The organism is Leucobacter sp. (assembly GCF_053528595.1).
In genome coordinates, this window is sequence record NZ_JAIVPF010000053.1 from 1 (window position 1) to 17,744 (window position 17,744).

The 17,744-nt window shown below is 71.4% G+C and carries 11 protein-coding genes; 2 read left to right on the top strand and 9 right to left on the bottom strand.

All coding sequences use genetic code 11. The features are described 5' to 3' along the window. The 9 genes from ACWKZU_RS10680 to ACWKZU_RS10720 all read right to left on the bottom strand — a co-directional run. Nucleotides 1–1,368, bottom strand: a 1,368-nt coding sequence (locus tag ACWKZU_RS10680; RefSeq protein ID WP_449282307.1) for an Ig-like domain-containing protein, incomplete at its 3' end; no start/stop codon positions are given. 5 nt (nucleotides 1,369–1,373) lie between these two features. Then, a complete protein-coding gene (locus ACWKZU_RS10685; protein ID WP_449282308.1) occupies nucleotides 1,374–1,814 on the bottom strand; it encodes a hypothetical protein in 441 nt (146 codons plus the stop codon). After that, complete coding sequence (locus ACWKZU_RS10690) at nucleotides 1,811–2,503, bottom strand: biliverdin-producing heme oxygenase (protein WP_449282309.1); 693 nt, start codon at nucleotides 2,501–2,503, stop codon at nucleotides 1,811–1,813. Before ACWKZU_RS10690 ends, ACWKZU_RS10685 begins: the two co-directional genes overlap by 4 nt. 240 nt (nucleotides 2,504–2,743) lie before the next feature. Continuing rightward, nucleotides 2,744–6,166 (bottom strand): Ig-like domain repeat protein, encoded by a 3,423-nt coding sequence (locus ACWKZU_RS10695; RefSeq protein WP_449282310.1) that lies wholly within the window; start codon nucleotides 6,164–6,166, stop codon nucleotides 2,744–2,746. A 178-nt stretch (nucleotides 6,167–6,344) separates the two neighbouring features. Beyond that, on the bottom strand, nucleotides 6,345–8,720 hold the full coding sequence (locus tag ACWKZU_RS10700; protein WP_449282311.1) for an HtaA domain-containing protein: 2,376 nt from the start codon (nucleotides 8,718–8,720) through the stop codon (nucleotides 6,345–6,347). Then, entirely contained in the window at nucleotides 8,717–9,655 is a 939-nt protein-coding gene (locus ACWKZU_RS10705; RefSeq protein ID WP_449282312.1) for a hypothetical protein, read from the bottom strand. The genes ACWKZU_RS10700 and ACWKZU_RS10705 overlap by 4 nt, the downstream gene beginning before the upstream one ends. Then, on the bottom strand, nucleotides 9,652–10,569 hold the full coding sequence (locus ACWKZU_RS10710; RefSeq protein ID WP_449282313.1) for a heme ABC transporter ATP-binding protein: 918 nt from the start codon (nucleotides 10,567–10,569) through the stop codon (nucleotides 9,652–9,654). Before ACWKZU_RS10710 ends, ACWKZU_RS10705 begins: the two co-directional genes overlap by 4 nt. Nucleotides 10,570–10,589: 20 nt before the next feature. Further along, nucleotides 10,590–11,759, bottom strand: a complete 1,170-nt coding sequence (locus ACWKZU_RS10715) for a FecCD family ABC transporter permease (protein WP_449282314.1) — start codon at nucleotides 11,757–11,759, stop codon at nucleotides 10,590–10,592. Next, nucleotides 11,756–12,862, bottom strand: a complete 1,107-nt coding sequence (locus ACWKZU_RS10720) for a heme/hemin ABC transporter substrate-binding protein (protein WP_449282315.1) — start codon at nucleotides 12,860–12,862, stop codon at nucleotides 11,756–11,758. Before ACWKZU_RS10720 ends, ACWKZU_RS10715 begins: the two co-directional genes overlap by 4 nt. 215 nt (nucleotides 12,863–13,077) lie before the next feature. Here ACWKZU_RS10720 and ACWKZU_RS10725 point away from each other — a divergent pair, with 215 nt between their 5' ends. Then, on the top strand, nucleotides 13,078–16,803 hold the full coding sequence (locus tag ACWKZU_RS10725) for a S8 family serine peptidase (protein WP_449282316.1): 3,726 nt from the start codon (nucleotides 13,078–13,080) through the stop codon (nucleotides 16,801–16,803). After that, entirely contained in the window at nucleotides 16,800–17,435 is a 636-nt protein-coding gene (locus ACWKZU_RS10730; RefSeq protein WP_449282317.1) for a class F sortase, read from the top strand. The genes ACWKZU_RS10725 and ACWKZU_RS10730 overlap by 4 nt, the downstream gene beginning before the upstream one ends. Nucleotides 17,436–17,744: the final 309 nt, after the last annotated feature.

Consider the following 17,744-nt stretch of genomic DNA (forward strand, 5'->3'; position numbering starts at 1 on the left):
GTACACCCCGCCCGACGCATCGGTCTTCCTGATGCCCGTCGACAGACCCCGCTCCGCCATCCAATTGATCTCCCGCGAGAACTTCGCCGACCTCGACACATCACGGAACGGATCCTTCGCCGGCTGCGGATCCACCGGATCCACCGGATCGACAGGATCCGCCGTGCCGACCTCGGTGAAGCGCAGGGTGACGGGGTGCGGCACCTTCGACGCGTCCGTGGCCACCGCGCTCCGCGCGAAGAACAGGTTCACTCCGGGATTCAGCAGCGCCACGAACTCGTTGGGGAACGAGTCGTCGTAGTCGTGGGCCCAGGTGCCCGGCCCGTTGGCCTGACCCTCCCAGTTCAGCGGGATCCGGGCCTCGACAGTACTCGTCCCGCCGTCACCCGCCTCGCCGGACTCCACGCGCTCGAGCTGCGCCCCCGAGAACGTCGCGATGGTGACGCGCACGGGCCCGTACTGCTGCGTCGTGCCGACGCTGTAGAAGCCGCTGAACTCCGCGGTGATGTATCCGTCGCCGTTCGGCGCGATGCGCACCTCGGGATCCGCGAAGTTCCACTGATTGCCGCTGCCGGAGGTGAGGCGCGCGGTGCCCTCGAAGGCGATGCGGCGGTTGCCCGTTCCGTCGGCCGAGCCGACGCCCCCCGCGAAGGTGAAGGGCCTGAAGTAGTAGGCCTGCTTCTCGGCGGTCGTCGTGCCGGGTTGCATCACGGGCAGGGAGACGTCACCGCTCACCGCCTCGCGTTCGAAGCCCACGCCGAAGTTGCTGAACCAGATGTTGGCGATGGTCCACTCCAGCGACGCGTCGCGGATCTCAGCGGCCTCGTCGCCCGAGAGCTCGACATCGGGCACGATCCGCGTCGTGTCGACCACCCGGTAGGTCTGCGCCGAGGCGGAGGCCGAGGCCGCGAACGCCGCACCCTCCGCGGGGGTGAACACGGCCGAGACCGCCCTGGCCCCACCCTGCGACCAGCGGTCCGTGTCGAGCGTCGCGACACCGGCGCGATCGGTCGTCGCGACGACCGCGGCTGATCCGAGCGGGATGTCGCCGTCGAAGAACTCGACCGTGCCGACGGGCGGACCGGGATCGGGCGCCTCGTCGGTGGCCGCGGCGGTCACCGTCGCCCGCACCACCCCGCTGCGCCCGACGACGTGCAGCGCGTGGTCGCCGAGCAGCGGGAGCGAGACGGCGACGCTCGTCTCCGCCGCGGCCGCTGCGGAGCTCGCGGCGGAACCGCTCTCCTGCACGGCGATCCCGGGCCCGTCCCCGACCCGCTCCGCGGCGACGGCGGCGGTCGAGGGCAGCAGCAGTGCGCACACCAGACCGGCTCCGAGGCCCGCCCGCGCCAGTGATCCGAGGCTCCCCATCGCGCTCACTCCTGCACCGTGATGAGGATCTCATCGGCCGCGTCGTCGATCGAGCCCGTGAACTCCACGTGCGACTCGCCGGCGGCCCGCGCGATGAGGCGCACGGTCCGGGGATCGCCGTCGCCCTCCACGACCTCGACCGCATCGGGGTCGCTGTTGCTGATCTCCCACTCGATGCCGGGGGTGTCCACGAGCACGCTGATCTCCTCGCCCACCGCGAGCTCGCCGTCGGCCGAGGCCAGCTCGCCCAGCGGCACCGCGCCGACCGACGCGGACACGTCGGTCGTGTCCACCGGTTCCGCGGGCGATGCGGCCCCGCCCGCCGCCGCGTCCGAAGAGGAGGCGCCGCCCGGCGTCTCCTCCGCGCCGGTGCACCCGGTCAGCATCGCGAGGCAGAGCGCGACGCCGGTCGCGGCGAGCCCCGCACGATTCACTCCGCGGATCATGCTGCCCGGTACTCCTCGAATCGCGACTCGAGGTCGGCGCCGGCGGCATTGTTGAGGCGGTACGCGAGAGCGACCTCCTCGGCGACCGTGCGCTTCTCGTCCTCCGTGAGCTCCGTCTCGTCGAGGAGGCGACGGTACTCGTCCTTGTAGGCACGGGGATCTTCGATGCCGTCGAACACGTAGAAGCGCACGCCGTCATCGCCCTCGATGCCGTAGCTGGTGCGGAACAGTTCGGCGATCATCAGACCGCCGGAGAGGTCCGCCAGATAGCGGGTGTAGTGATGGGCGATGAAGTGCGGCAGCGAATCGTGCGCCGTCTCCGCGATCCGGGCCGTGTACTCGCGGATCCCGGGGGTCGCGTACCGCTGTCGGACCTGCTGCTCCCAGTCCGCTCCGATCCAGTGCTCGAGGTCCTGCTCCAGCGCGGGAAGCCGGCGCAGCTCGGGCATCGCGAAGGCGAACCCGGGTCCATGCCGCCGCAGCTGCGCGTCCGTCGCGCCCTCCAACGCCTCGTACATGAGGTAGTGGTGCGCCGCTTGCGCGGCGATGCCCTCGCGGTTCAGTCCGCCGCGCAGGTAGGCCGTGTAGTACTGCGGCTCGGCCGGGGTCTCCTGCTCGGACCCCGTCCAGCTGTCGCCGCCGTGTCCGCCGGACGAGACCCGGCGGAGCGTCTCTGAAAGCGCCGTCACTTCGTGTCCTTTTCCTCTCGTGGGCATGTCGTGCTGCCCCTTTTTCTTCCCCGTCTGCCGATTCATCGGCAACGCTTCACCGGTGCCGATGAATCCGCGCGGGTCCATCCGCGCCGATCCATCCGCGCGGTCGGCCGGCACGTCCGCCGGCCGAGCGGGCGGAGCGAATCGAGATCACCGTGGTATCGGATCCCGGCGCGCTCCGCTCGCCCGGCCGGCGGGTGCCCGGCGCGCGGCCCGCTACCGCTTCAGGCGGTAGATGAACGCCGCCATGGCCTCACGCGTCACCGAGCTCTTCGGCTGGAACGCGGGCTTCCCCGACGGCTGCTGCACACCCGTCGTGATGCCCGCGGTCTTCATCCAGTGGATCTCCGCGTAGAACTTGTCGCCCTTCGCGAGATCCGCGAACGCCGAGGCGCGCGGAACCGTGTGCTTCGGGCTGCCCGCGAAGCGGTACATGAACGCGGCCATCGCCTCGCGCGAGATCTTCTCCTTGGGCAGGAACTTGGGCTTGCCCGAGGCCTGCTTCACACCGGTGGTGATGCCCTTGCTCGCCAGCCAGGTGATCTCCTTGTAGAACTTGTCGCTCGGCTTCAGATCGGAGAACGGCGAGGTCTTCGGCGCGGAGAACCTCGGGCTCCCCTCGAGGCGGTAGAGGAACGCCGCCATGGCCTCGCGCGACACGCCGGCCTTCGGCTGGTACGCGACCGAGCCGTCCGACTGCTTCACACCCGTCGTCAGGCCGTTCTGGAACATCCAGTCGATCTCGGTGTAGAACTTCGCGCCCTTGGACACGTCCGTGAACGGCAGCGGCTTCGGATCGACCGGCTCGGGGTCGACCGGCTCGGGGTCGACCGGCTTCGTGATGTCGCTCGTCGCGTAGCTCACGCCGATCGGCCGGCCCGGCTTCGTCAGGTTCGACCCCGTGGTGCCGCTCTGGTAAAGGAACGCGCGCACACCGCTGTTGACGTACTGCAGGAACTGGTTCGTGAGCGTCGCGCCGGTGAAGGCGCCGGCCCAGGTTCCCGCGGCCACCTGACCCTCGAAGACCGGGGTCGCGTCGAAGGAGACGCTCTTCCCGTTCACGGAGGCCGTGCCGCCGAGGAACGTCGCCACCACGATGCGGCCGGGTGAGAACTCCTCGTCCTCGCCGCCGACCAGGCTGCCGAAGTACTCGGTCTTCACCTCGGCCGTGATGTACCCGTCACCGGCCGCGGTGGTGTGCACCCGCGGGTCGCTGATGGTCCACCGCGGCAGCGAGCCCGACGTGAGCCGGATCGTCCCCTCGAACTCGATCGCGCTGTTGCCCGCGGCATCCACGAACCCCGAGCCATCGGAGAATACGAAGTCCCGGTTCGCACGGTCCTCGACCGTGGGCGTCTCGGGCAGCGCGGCGAGCGCGACGTTCCCGTCGACGACCTCCTTGCCGGGACCCGCGTTGAAGCTCACCCAGTTCGCGACGGACCACCGGAGCTCGGCGTCGGACACGGTCTTGGTGTGCTTGCCCAGCGTGATCGCCGGCACGACCGGCTCGAGATCGACGATGCGGTAGGTCCGCTCCGCCGACTCCGAGGCGGCGTGGGCGGCAGGGTCCTCCGGGGTGAAGACGGCCTTCACCTGGTGCGCACCGCCGGCGAGGGCGTCGGTGGTGAGCGCAGCGGCTCCCTCGGTCACGACGGCGGCGCCCAGGCTCGTCGCGCCCGCGAAGAACTCGACGCTGCCGGGAGCGGCCGGTGCGACGGTGGCCGCGAGTGCCACGTCCTCACCGGCGAAGTCGGTCGGGTACGCCCCCGTCGCCTGCGCCGCGAGGGTCGTGGTCGTCTCGGTCGGCTGCGCCGCCTCGACCTCGTAACTCACCGAGATCGGCTGCACCGGCTTGGTCAGGTTCGCGCCGGAGGTGCCCGTCTGGAAGAAGAAGGAGCGGATGCCCGAGTACAGCAGGGAGGTGAACTCGTTGGGGAACGACCCCGTGAACTCGCCGGCCCACGTGCCCGCGGCGGCCTGTCCCTCCCAGATCGGCGCCACCGTGAAGGAGGTGATCGCGCCGTCCGTCGCGGGCTCGGCCCCCGTGAAGGTCGCGACGGTCACACGCCGGGGCTCGTAGTCGTACTCGGCCAGGCCCTCGAGCTTGAAGTAGCCGGAGAACTCCGCGGTGACGTATCCCTCGCCCGCGGCGTTGACGTGCACGGCGGGATCGGCGAAGTTCCACTGACTCGCGCTTCCCGAGGTCAGGCGCACCTCGCCGGTGTACTCGACGACCGTGTTCCCGGCCGCGTCCTGCGTGCCCGTCCCTCCGGTGAAGTCGAAGGTGCGGTTGGAGTTGTACTCCTTGTCGCCCTCGACCGGATCCTCGATCGTCACGTCGCCCGAGAGCGCCTGCTTGCCGAACTCGTACCCGACCGAGCTGTAGTAGTTGGCGACCGACCAGCTGAACTCCGCACCGGAGATCGTCCGCACCGGCGCGGTCACGGCGATGTCGTCGACGACGCGAGCGAGATCGACGATGCGGTAGGTGACCGCGGAGGACTCCGACGATCCGTACACCACGGGGTTCGACGGCGTGAACACGGCCGTGACCCGATGGGCCCCGCCGGTGAAGCCGGTGGTCGTGAGGGTCGCGGTGCCCTCGGTCGCGGGGGCCGTGCCCAGGCTGGTCTCACCGGCGAAGAACTCCACCGTTCCCTCGGCCGCCGCGGGCGTCACGGTCGCCGTGACGACCACGTCCTCACCGGCGAAGTCGGCCGGGAAATCGCCCGACGCCTGCGCGGTCACGGCCGTGGTGGTCTCGTTCTCGGGATCGCTCACGACCACGGTCAGCTTCGCCGTGCCCGAGGGCACCTGCGACGCCTCATTGGTCGCGAGCACCCGGTACTCGCGGCCGTTGTCGGCGAGCTGAGCGTTCGGCACCGTCAGCGACGACGAGGTCGCGCCGGCGATGTCCTCGAATGCGGCCCCCTGGCCCAGCCGCGACTGCCACTGGTAGCTCGGGGCGGGGTCGCCCGCGGCCTCCGCGGTGAACGTCGCGTCGCCACCGAGCTCGACCGTCTGGTCGGCGGGCTGGGTGGAGAAGGTCGGCGCGATGGCCTCCCAGTTCTCCGCCGCGAAGGTCACCGGCGTGAAGACCTCGACGCCGGCGCTCTGCGAGCCGTGCGCGCCGATCGTGATCACGCCGCACTGCTGCACGAGGCAGTCGATCTGGTTGCCCGCCTGGCTCTCGAACCGGGCGCCGGGGATGGTCAGCGTGGAGGTCCAGTCGCCGTTCTGGTCCATGAACCCGAGACCGGGCTCGGTGCCGTTGCCGGGGTAGTTGATCAGGGACTGGTAGACGCCGGCTCCTGCGGCGTAGTCGTAGTTGGTGCCGCTGACGCCCTGCTTGGTGGGCGCCCAGCTGCCGGGATCACCCGCGTTCCTCGGCGTCACGACCCCGAACAGCAGGTAGGCTCCGCCGAAGTTCGAGCCCCACTGGTTCTGGGTGGCGTACCCGTCGCCCTCCAGGGTGAGCACCGTGTCTCCGTCGGGGTTCACCTCGTAGCCGGGGCTGACGGTGAGGGTGGGCGTCAGCGTCTCGTGGTTCGTTCCGGTTCCCGTCTGGGAACCGTTCGGGGCGGCGAGTGCGGGCGACGCCACCAGGCTGCTCAGCAGCAGGGCGGAGGCGGTGCCCACGCCTGCGGCGGAGATCAGATTCCGACGCCACCCTCCTGCCTGATCTCTGGGCTCGGTCGAGCGTGTTACCTTCATTACTTCCCTTTTCTCTGCGTTTGCGTGCTGGGGATGGGGATCGGCGCCTCGGCGCCCTGTGATGCGGGTCGGAGCGTGCCAGCGCTCCGGCCCGCAAGCGGTTTCAGCCGGCAGCCGGGAGCGGTGTCTCCGACGTGCGGCGCGATCTGAGCAGCGCCGCACCGAGCAGGCCGACGCTCACGATCAGCAGCCCGGCGATCATCAGCGTGCGGGCTTCGGATGGCTGCGCCACGGCCGCGATCAGGCCGCCGTTGACGCCGACCCCGGCGTTCTGGCCCTGGCCGGCGGGCAGCGCGTTCGGGTTCGCCGACGGGGGCGGAGGCGTCTGCACCGGCGGCTTCGCGGTCGGGTCGACGCTCGAGCCGTCGGCGTCGAAGTAGACCGGGGCGAAGACCTCGACACCGGCGTTCACCTTGCCGTGCGCACCGATCGTGAACACGCCGCACTGCACCTCGTAGCAGTCGACCGTCACGCCGTTCGCACTCGTGAACTCCGAGCCGTAGAGGGTGAACTCCGTCTCCCAGTCGCCGTCGGCGGTCATGACCGGGGTGCCCGGCTGGGTGCTGCTGCCCGGGTAGCTCACCATCCACTGATAGGTCTCCTGGCCGTCGGCGTAGACGTAGTCGCCGGCCGACATCGAGCCGCCCTGCGACGGCATCTTGTCGACCCAGCCGAACAGGATGTAGGCGCCCCCGGCGGTGTCGCCGTTGTTGTCGGTCGCGTATCCGCTGCCCGTGACGGTGACCTTCTGATCGCGGTCGTTGAGCGAGTAGGCGGGGGCGACGGTGAGCGATGCGCCCAGGTCGTTCTTTCCGGTGCTCGTGCCGTGCGGGTCCTTCGTGCCATCGGACGGCGCGGGCTTCTGCTCCTCGATCGTGAACGGGGCCCAGCCGATCAGGTTCTCGTCGGCGTCGATCGCGGCGATCCGGTGGTCTCCGGCCGCGAGACCCGAGGGCAGCGGGACGGTGACGCGGCCGTTGGCGGGAACGAGGTACCAGCCCGCGAACTCCGGGTCCGAGTAGACGACGGCGCCGACCCAGGTGTTCTGGTAGGCGGAACCGACGGTCAGCCGTGCCTGGCCGCCTGAGACCTCGACCGTCACCCCGCCTCGGTTCGCGCCGGTGAGCCCGCTCTCCCCGGGCAGCGTCGACGGATCGCTCGACGGCTTGTCGGGTGTGATCGGGTCCACGGGCGTCGGCTCCTCGCCGGTGTCGCGGTCGGGCCAGCCGGTCTCGTCCTGCCCCTCGAAGAAGATCGGGGTGAATGCCTCGTTGGCGGCCTTGACGGCGCCATGGGCGCCGAACGAGAAGAAGCCGCACTGCAGGGCCACGCAGTCGATGGTGTCGCCGAAGAAGCTGGGGATGTCCTTGCCGGGGATCGTCATGGTGTAGCTCCAGTAACCGCTCGCGTTCATCACCGCGTCGGCCACGTCGGCGTCGCCGCTGCCCTGATTGCCCACGAACATGGGGGCGCCGTAGGTGTAGTCGCCCATGCCGACCGGGCCGCTCGACCCGCCCTTGCTGCGCCGCCACTTCTCGGGATTCCCGAAGTCCTTCATCGTTCCGAGGCCCACGTAGATGCCGCCGGATCCGGTGCCGGGCGCGACGGCGGGGCCGGGGTCGAATCCGAAGCCCTCGATCTTGACCGGGGTGCTCCCGTCCGGTGCGATCGCATACCCCGGGGTCACCCGGATGGTGGCGGTCGTATCGGGGTAGGGCGTTCCGGTGCTCGCTCCGTAGGGGCCGGTCGCGGGATCCTCTCCGCCGGGGTTCCCACCCGGATCCTCGCCGCCCGGATCCTCGCCGCCGCCCTCGCCGAAGGTGAGATGCAGCGAGAGCGGATCCGTCCAGTTGTTGGGATGGGCGTAGGTGGGGCCGCCGTAGGAGGGCAGATGCTCGAGGGCCACGACGTCCGGGAACGCACCGCGCTCGGTGGTCAGCTGCAGCTCGTCGTCCTCGATCGTCAATCCGCCCTCGGGCAGGTCGAAGGTCGAGAGCACCAGATCATCGGTGCGGGTCTTCACGTTGTAGCTCTCGATCATGTCGACGGTCACCGTGATGCGCTCGTCGGCGATGTCGAGGCGGATGTCCTCGAAGTGCAGCCAGGCCTCGCCGAAACCGCGCATCTCGACCTCGCCGCCGACGCGCAGGCTAGCGGTGCCGGCCTCCGGATCGACGGAGCCCGACTGCACGGGGAACTCGATGTGCGGCGCACCCCGGGTGTAGCTCGCGCCCTGGGCGGCGTCGACGTAGCCCTCGGTGTGGCCGAAGTTCTCGAGGTAGTTGCGGATGGTGCTGCGCACGATCCACTGCACCGATCCTCCGGTCACCTCGACGCCCGCCGCGGCCGGTTCGTGCTCGACCGGCTCGGCGTGCGCCGGGGCGACCGCGCCGAATCCGAGCAGCACCGTCGCGAGGGCCGCCGCGCTTCCCCGCAGCAGACCGCGCCGGAGGGGGCTCGTACTGATTCGCCTGTTCACTCGCTGACTCCTTCTTCTGTTGTGGGATGCGCTGCCGCTGCGGATTTCGCCCTCGTCCGCCGCACGAGGGCGAACACCACCGCGGCCAGCAGCGCCAGCACCGCGATGCCGAGCGCCCCGAGCGCGAGCAGCGACGTGTCGAGCCCCTCGTCGGCCGAGGCTGCGGCCGCGGCCGCCTCGTCGGCCGGCGCCGCATCCGGCTCTCCGGCCGCGTCGCGCTCGGTCTCCTGCGCGGGCTCCTCGGAGCCCGTGGCTGCCGGCTCCTCCGCCGGGATGTCGATCACCGTGGCGTCGTCCGTGAAGCTCTGGCCCGTGGTGCCCGACTCGAGCGCGCCGCTCGCGGTCACGAAGGCGACCGGGGTGAACGACTCGTTGTTCGCGTTGACCATGCCGTGCGCGCCGATGGTGATGATGCCGCACTGCACCTGCAGGCAGTCGATCCGCCCGCCCGCCTGGCTCTCGCCGGCGTGCGGGTTGCCCGAGACCGAGTCGAAGACGGCGCCCGGGATGGTCATCTGGGCCGTCCAGTCGCCGTTCGCGTCGATCAGCGAGGTCGAGGCCGACGCGGAGTCGCCGCCCGCGAAGCCGACGAGCAGCTGCGATCCCGAGGCGCTCGCGTAACCGAAGGTGGACCCGGATCTGCCGCCCTGGCTGGGAGCCCAGGAGTTCGTCCCGGGATCCGAGACCGCCCCGAAGAACACGTAGATGCCGCCGGGGGCGTTGGGCACGTACTGGAAACCGGATCCGGTGAGCGTCACCGTGGTCGAGCCGTCGACGGCCGGTGCCGCCGACACGTCCACCCGTCCCGCGGCGTGCGCGGCCGACGCCGGCGACACGACGGCGAGCAGCGCGAGCAGCGCCCCGAGCAGGAGCAGCCCGAGCACCCGGGTCCCATCATTCGGTCGCGCGCCGCGCCGGAGTACTGCTGTCGTCATTCCTGCTCCTCGTTCCCTGCCGAACCCTGCTGCCGCGCGCCGAGCGCGGCCTCCCCCGGTGCCCCGCCCGGCGCCTCCCCCGATTCCTCCACCGACGTCGCACCCGGATCCTCGTCGGCGAATCTGACGGGCAGCACGACGAGCGCGCCGTCGCCGTCGCGCAGTACGCGGACGGGATGGCGGTACACCTCGCTCAGCAGCTCCGCCGTGAGCACCTTCTCGGGGGCGCCGAACACCCGCACACCGCCGTCGGCGATCAGCATCACACGGTCGGCGTAGGCCGCCGCCGCCGCGAGATCGTGGAGCACCACGACCACCGCGTTGCCCTGCCGGGCATAGCGCCTGGCGAGCGCGAGCACCTGCTCCTGGTAGTTGATGTCGAGCGCCGCGGTCGGCTCGTCGAGCAGCAGCAGCGAGGCGCGCTGCGTCATGACCCTGGCGAGCGACACCCGCGCGCGCTCGCCGCCGGAGAGCGAGGTGAAGGCGCGCTCGGCGAACTGGAACGTGTCGCTGCGCAGCAGTTCCTGGGCGATGACGCGGTCATCCTCCTCCACCGTCGAGAGACCCCGCCAGGGCGCGCGTCCCATCTTGACGACGTCGACGACGTCGAAGGGGAAGCTGATGGCGTTGCTCTGGCGCAGCACCGAGCGGCGCAGGGCGAGCTCGCGATTGCTCCAGTCTGAGATCTCCCGGCCCGCGAGCCGGATCGATCCCCCGTAGGGATGATCGCCCGCGATCGCGCCGAGCAGCGTCGACTTGCCGGCGCCGTTGGGTCCGATGATCGCGACGATCTCGCCGATGCGCACCGAGAAGTCGGCTCCCGACACGATCGTCCTGCCGCCGAGGCTCACGGAGACCCCGCTCCCCTCGAGCGCGACGGCTCCGGGCTCGAGGCGGACGGGCGCCGCCGGCACACGGAATCCTGGGATCGGGTTCACAGCCACCCCCAGTTCCGGCCTCGGCTCCGCTTGATCAGGAAGAAGAAGAACGGCCCGCCGATGAGGGCGGTCAGCATGCCGAGGGGCAGCTCCGCGTATGCGACGGCCGTGCGCGCGAAGGTGTCGGCGGCGACGAGCAGCACCGCGCCGCCGAGTGCGCTCGCCGGGACGAGCACCCGGTGGCCGGGGCCGACCAGCATGCGGATGAGGTGCGGCACGACGAGCCCGACGAAGCCGATGATGCCCGCGAAGGCGACGGCGGCCGCCGTGAGCAGGGCGACGATGAGGATCGCGCCGATGCGCAGCCGCTCGATGTTCAGGCCCAGGTGCCTGGCCGCGTCGTCGCCGAGGCTCAGCAGATCGAGCTTGCCCGCGATGAGGCAGGCGAAGACGAGGCCGATCACGAGCAGCGGCACGACCGTGAGCACCGACTCCCAGAGCGCGCCAGCGAGGCTGCCCATCTGCCAGAAGACGATCTGCTCCCGCTGATTCATGGTCGCGGCGAAGGTCATGAGCGCGAGCGCGGCCCCGCCGAACGCGTTCACCGCGATGCCGACGAGGATCAGCGTGATCACCTCGGACCGGCCGCGGGAGCGCGATATCGAGTAGATGAGCAACGACGTGCCGATGCCGGTGACGAAGGCGCCGATCGGGATCGCGAAGGCGCTCCCGGCCGCGAGTCCGGTGACGATCATGAGGCTCGCGCCGACGGCGGCCCCCGAGGAGACGCCGATGATCCCGGGGTCGGCGAGGGGATTGCCGAACACGCCCTGCATGATCGCGCCCGCAGCGGCGAGCGCGGCCCCCACGAAGATCGCGAGCGCGACGCGCGGAAAGCGCACCTCCCACAGCGCGGCATCGGTGTTGGGGTGGCTCGGCGCTGCCCCGCACGCCAGGCCGGCTCGGCGGCAGAGCGACCCCACGACCTCCGTGATGGGGATCTGCATCTGGCCGAGCGCGGCGGAGAGCAGCGCGGCGAGGACCAGGCCGAGACCGAGCACGATGAAGAGCAGCGTCACCTTGCCCCGGTGCGGCTTGGGCAGCGACGCCGGCTCCGCGTCGTAGGCGAGGATCCGCGGGAGCGCGTCGGCCGCGGGATCTTCGAGGCGCGCGGCGCGCGGCGCCGGGGTCGCCCCCTCGGGTGTATCGATGAATCGGGAGCTCACGAGACCTCCACCTCCGAGAGATCGACGCGGTAGATCGCCTCGGCGAGCGCCTCCAGCACCTCCGGCGTGCGCGGCCCCCACGTGAACATCTCGTAGTCGCTCATGTCGACCACGCGCTGCTGCCCGCCCGCCGGCGTCTGCGCGACGCCGGGGATCTCCAGCAGTCCCTCGACGCCGCCGACGGATTCGAGGCCGAGGGTGAGCATGAGGATCAGATCGGGTTCGAGCTTCATGAGCCCCTCGGCGGTGAGCGATCCGCTCACCCACTCCTCCTCGCCCGCCACATCGATGCCGCCGAGTTCCTCGATCAGCACGCCGGCGATGCCCCGGGTGCCGTCGGGGTCGTTGCCGTACATGTAGTAGACGCCGGCCCTGCCGCGCATGTAGAGGAAGACCATGCGCACGCGCTCCTCCTCGGCCTGCGGGGCGACGGCCTCGATCCTGGCGAGGGTCCGATCGAGCCGCTCGCGGAAGTCGACCACGTACTCCTCGCCGAGCTCCGGCACGCCGAGCGCGGTGGCGATGTCGCCGATGAGACGCGGGATGTCGTCGATGTCGTCGGCGGGGTCGAAGAAGATCACCGGGATCCCGGCGTTGCGCATCTGCAGTTGCACGTCGTAGGGGCCGACGCTGTAGTCGGTGAGGATCAGCGTCGGGTCCAGTTCCAGGATCGACTCCGCGTTGAGCGTGTGCGTGTCCATGACGAGCGGCAGGTGCTTCGCGGAATCGAAGCCGGTGGTCAGGTCGCGCCCCACGACGTTCGGGCCGAAGCCCAGGCCGAACACCACCGACGCGATGCTCCCGGTGCCGTCGAGCGCCAGGATGCGGCTCGTGTCGGTCACCTCCACCGTCACGTCGTCGAGGCCCGTGAACGACACGGGGAGTTCCGGCTCCGGATGCTCGGCGATGGGTTCGATGTCGGTGGACTGCAGCAGCGCCGTGTCCGGGCCCTCGAAGCTCCTGGGGCCCGTCGCCTCCGAGCGGTCGGCGACCTGCGGCGATCCGCCGCCGAACGCCGCGCAGCCCGCGAGCGAGAGCGCGAGCGCGAGCGCCGCGGCGACATGACGGACTCGCCGCGGCACGCGCACTGGTGTCGTATTCATTTCGAGGGGTCTCAATCCTTCGCGTGGGTGCGATCCCGCACCTCGGGGGGCCTTCCGCGGGTGTGGTCCCGCAGGCGTCAATCCATCCGACGTAAGTTAGGCTAGCCTATCTATGATCAGATGTGCCATCTCGATCCGATGACCGAGGCCCGGCGCTCCGCGATTCCCGCTTCTCCGGCGGACGCCCGCGCCCCAGACGACACCGAGGAACCCACGTGCACCGAACACTCTCACCGGCCGGGCCGCGCCGCCGCGGGAACCCGCTTCTCCGCGCCCTCCTCGCCGGCGTCCTGTCGGCCGGTGTGCTGCTCTCGGGGATGGGTCCCGCCTGGGGCGGGGCGGACGCCGCTGCGCTCGCGTCCTCCTCTGATCCCGCGACCGTGAACCCCGCGGTGACCGACGCGATCGGGGCGTTGCAGCCCGAGGAGCAGCCTTCCCCGTTCGCCTTCGCCGGCTGGGGAGCCGACGAGGCCGCGTTGGAGGCCGGCGCGGATGTCGGGTCGGGGACCGGGGACGCGGACCAGCCGGCGGCCGATGAGGGGGCCGAGGATCCGGACGCCTCCGGGACCTCGGACGAGGACTGGGTCGACCGGGGGTCGGGCCGTGTCGAGCTCATCGTCTACTTCGCCGACGCCGGCGTCGCCCCCGCGGCCCAGGGCGATCCGGAGCTCGCCTCCTCCTCGCTGCAGTCCGCCGCGGACGCGCGGTGGGAGCGGGTCGACTCCCGGCTCCGGGAGCTGGAGCGCTCGGGGCGGGTCGAGGTACTGGGCCGGTTCTGGGTCGCGCAGTCGATCCTGGTGTCCGCGGACGCCTCTGACGCGACGCTCGCCGCACTCGCGGCCCTGCCCGGGGCCACCGAGATCACCCCGAACTACACCGTCGAGCCGCTCGAGGAAACCGCACCCGAGGCGGTCGAGGCCGAGGTGCCGGTCGAAGAGGCGGCGCCGCTCGCGGCGGAGGGCGAGACCTCACCCCCGAACACCTACGGCATCGAGCGGATCAACGCGCACGAGGCGTGGCGCGACTTCGGCGTGCGGGGCGAGGGCGTCAGGGTCGCGGTGCTCGACACCGGCGTCGACGCCACGCACCCCGAGATCGGGAGCAGGCTGGTCGGCCGCGGCACGGGAGACCCGAGCTATCCCGGCGGCTGGATGAACTTCGACCGGCTCGGCAACCCATTGACCACCAAGCCCACCGATCCCGGCTCGCACGGCACCCACGTCGCGGGGACGATCGTGGGCGGCGCCTCGTCGGGCACGCAGATCGGCGTGGCGCCGAGCGCCGAGCTGATGGCGGCGAACGTGCTCAGCGGCGGCGGCAGCACCGCGAAGATCTACGCCGCGCTCGAGTGGGCGATGTCGCCGTACGACGGATCGGGGCGCCCCGCGGGCCGCGCGGCCGACGTGATCAACATGTCGCTCGGGTCGGGCGGCTTCGACGCCAGGATGGCGACCGCGATCCAGAACGTGCGCGACGCGGGGATCTTCCCGGCCATCGCCATCGGCAACAGCGGGGCGAACACCACCTCCGCTCCGGGCAACTTCTACAACGCCGTGGGCGTCGGCATGACGGACGCGGACGACGCGGTGAGCAGCGGATCGAGCGGCGGAACGGTGTCGTGGTCGGCGAGCGTCGCGGAGCAGTTCGGCTGGCCGGCGAGCTACACCAAGCCCGACGTGTCGGCTCCGGGGGTCGCGGTGTTCTCGGCGATGCCCGGGGGCCTGTACGGCAACTCGAGCGGCACCTCGATGGCCACGCCGCACGTCGCCGGAGCCGCGGCGCTCATCAAGTCGGCCCAGGGCGGTCTCACGGTGTCCCAGATCCAGGACGCGCTCGAGCAGACCGCCCATCGCCCCGGGGAGGACCAGGGCGCGGTCTACCCCGACACCCGCTACGGCCACGGCCGCATCGACGTGCACGCGGCGATCTCCCTCGTGCAGGGCCAGTCCGGCGTCAAGGGCGTGCTCACCGATTCCGCGACGGGCCGGCCCGTGTCCGGTGCGACCGTCAGCTACGCCGAGCGCGGCGAGACCTGGACGACGGACGCCCAGGGACGGTTCACCGCGCGGCTCGTGCCCGGGGAGTACACGCTGGCGATCACCCGGTTCGGCTACGAGGACGCGACGACGGCCCGGGTCGCCGTGCGGGAGGGGTCGTTCGCGCAGGTGCAGGTGCGGATGAAGCCCATCACCGTCGGCTCGATCGCCGGAACCGTGCTCGATCACGCCAGCGGCACCCCCATCGAGGGAGCCGTCGTCGCGGTGATGGGCCAGGACATCTCCACGACCACTGCGGCCGACGGCAGCTACCGCCTCACCGGCCTGCCCGCCGGGGAGTACCGGCTCCGGGCCTCGGCTCCCGGCAAGCGCGAGCTCCTCTCGGGCGCCGCACCGGTGCTCGCGGCGCTCGAGACCACCGTCGGCTTCCGGCTCGCCGATCTCAACTCCGTGCTCGTGCTCAACGGCCTGGAGGGAGACCGCACGGCGACGCTCCTCGAGGAGAACGGCTTCCTGGTCGCGCACGCGGCGTCGCTCGCGGCCGCCCCCGCACCGCTCGACAGCTACGACGCCGTCGTCTGGGACACCCCCCTCGGCGGTGCGAGCGCCGCCGAGGTCGAGGCCGCGATCGCCGCCACCGACGCCTCGGGCACGGGGGTGGTGTGGCTCGACCTCGGACGCAGCGCCGACAGCGGCATCGGCACGCTGCACTCCCGGATCGGCAACCCGGCGTCGCGGGAGACGGCGGACGATCGCACCGCCGCCGAGGTCGCCTACCGCGTCACCCGGGAGCACCCGATCTTCGCCGGCGGTCTGCTCAGCCCCGATGCCCTCGGAGTCGGAGGCGTGATCGTGCAGAACAGCGCGAACGGCTCCAAGAGCGCGGCGTGGTTCGACGGTCTCACCGGTACCGCGCCGACCGTCATCGCCGAGTCGATCTACCAGCACGCGGACCCGGACGACGACCGCGCCAGGATCCCCACGGCGCTCGGATCCGGGATCGCCGTGGACGAGCGCGCGAACAATCGCCACGTGCTCCTCGCGCTGCACGGCTCGTCCAACGCCGTCGACGCCCGCAACTGGTCGCCCGCCGCCGCGCAGGTGATGCTGAACGCCGTGACCTGGGTCTCCCCGGCCGAGGCGCAGGCTCCCGAGCCTCAGATCGTCGTTCCCGAGCCCCCGGTCGTGCCGCCGGGCGACGGCGGCAACAATCAGCCCGGCGACGGGGGGAACGGCTCGCCGACCGACGGGCCCGGCGGTTCGGGGACCGGTCAGCGGCCCCAGGAGCCGGCACCCGACCCGACGCCTGGCGCACCCACCGCCACGGGCGGCTCGGGCAGCCGCGCGCCGTCGGCCCAGTCCCTCCCGAAGCCGACCTTCACGCCCGAGCCGCCCGTCGCGACGGCGAACCAGCTCACGCGGGCGAACAGCGGCGACATCGTCGTGCGCGTCGAGGACGGGATCGCGCACGTCACGATCCCGGGTTCCCGACCGGGCGACTGGTTCTTCCTGCACGTGTACCCCAGCAAGACCCCGGTCGACTGGATCAGAGTCAACGACGACGGCGAGCTGCGCATCGACGTCGCGCGCCTCTCGCCCGGGACCTACCGCTTCGCATTCACCTCGGCGAAGGGGGACTTCGCGGGGTGGGTGGCCGTCGAGGTGCCCGGCACTCCCCGGTCCGCGTCGAACGCCGATGATCCCGAGGGGGCCGGGATCGACGACGACCCGCTGCTCCTCACCGACGAGCAGCTGGGGGAACCGCGAGCCGCCGGGCTCTCGCTGAGCGGGCCGGAGCAGCTGATGCTGCTCGGCGCGGCGCTGCTCATCCTCTGCGCTGCCGGGGTGGTCCTCTTCGGCACGCGGCGCGCACCCTCGCAGAGCGGCGCCGCGGCGACGAGCACGCCGGGTGCGGCGAGCGCCCCGGCGGGCGGTGGACCGTGAGCCGCGTACGCCCGCGACCGCTCTCGATCGCGGTGCTGGTCGTGGTGCTGGTCGGAATCGGGGTCTTCGGGGTCGGCGCGTGGCGGCTGCTCGGTGCCGAGCGCCCCGCGGCGGCGAGCGGGGAGCGGGTCGCGGTCGACTCGCTCGCCGAGCAGATCGACGACGCCCCGGCCTCGCCGCCCGTCGCGCTCGAGATCCCCGTGCTCGGCTTCGACGCACCGGTCGAGCCCCTCGCCGTCGGCTCCGAGGAGGTGCTGGATCCGCCCACCGCGGACGACGCGTTCTGGCTCTCGGACTACGGCCTTCCCGGCGTCGGCACCGACAACACCGTCTATCTCGTCGGCCACACCTCGAGCACGGGCGACGCCGTGTTCGACCCGCTGGTGGATCTCGATCGCCAGCGGTCGCTGCTGGAGCCCGGCGACGAGATCGTGCTGCGCACCGATGAGGGCCGAGTGCTCTACGAGGTGCTGGCGACGGAGCGGCAGGACAAGACCGCGATCACCGACCTCGAGACCGTGTGGCGCAACGAGCCCGGACGGCTCGTGCTCATCACCTGCTTCTTCGAGGCGTCGCGTCTCGAAGCGCCCGACAACCTCATCGTCTACGCCCGCCAGCGTCCGGCCGAATAGACCCCCGCCGGCTCCGCCGACTCTCGCGGCGCACCTCCACCGGCCGAGCGGCGGGCGGCGCACCTCCACCGGTCATCCTGCGCGGAGAGAGCGCGGCGGACGCAGTCGCAGAATCCATCGGCATGGATTCTGCGACTGCGCTCGCCGCTCCCGCAGGGTGACGGGCTCTCAGTGTTCGGCGCGGTAGAGGAAGGCGGCCATGGCCTCGCGGGTCACGTTCGCCTTCGGCGCGTACACCGGCTTGCCCACGGGCTGCTTGATGCCCGTCGACAACCCCTCCGCATGCATCCACGCGATCTGCCGGTAGAA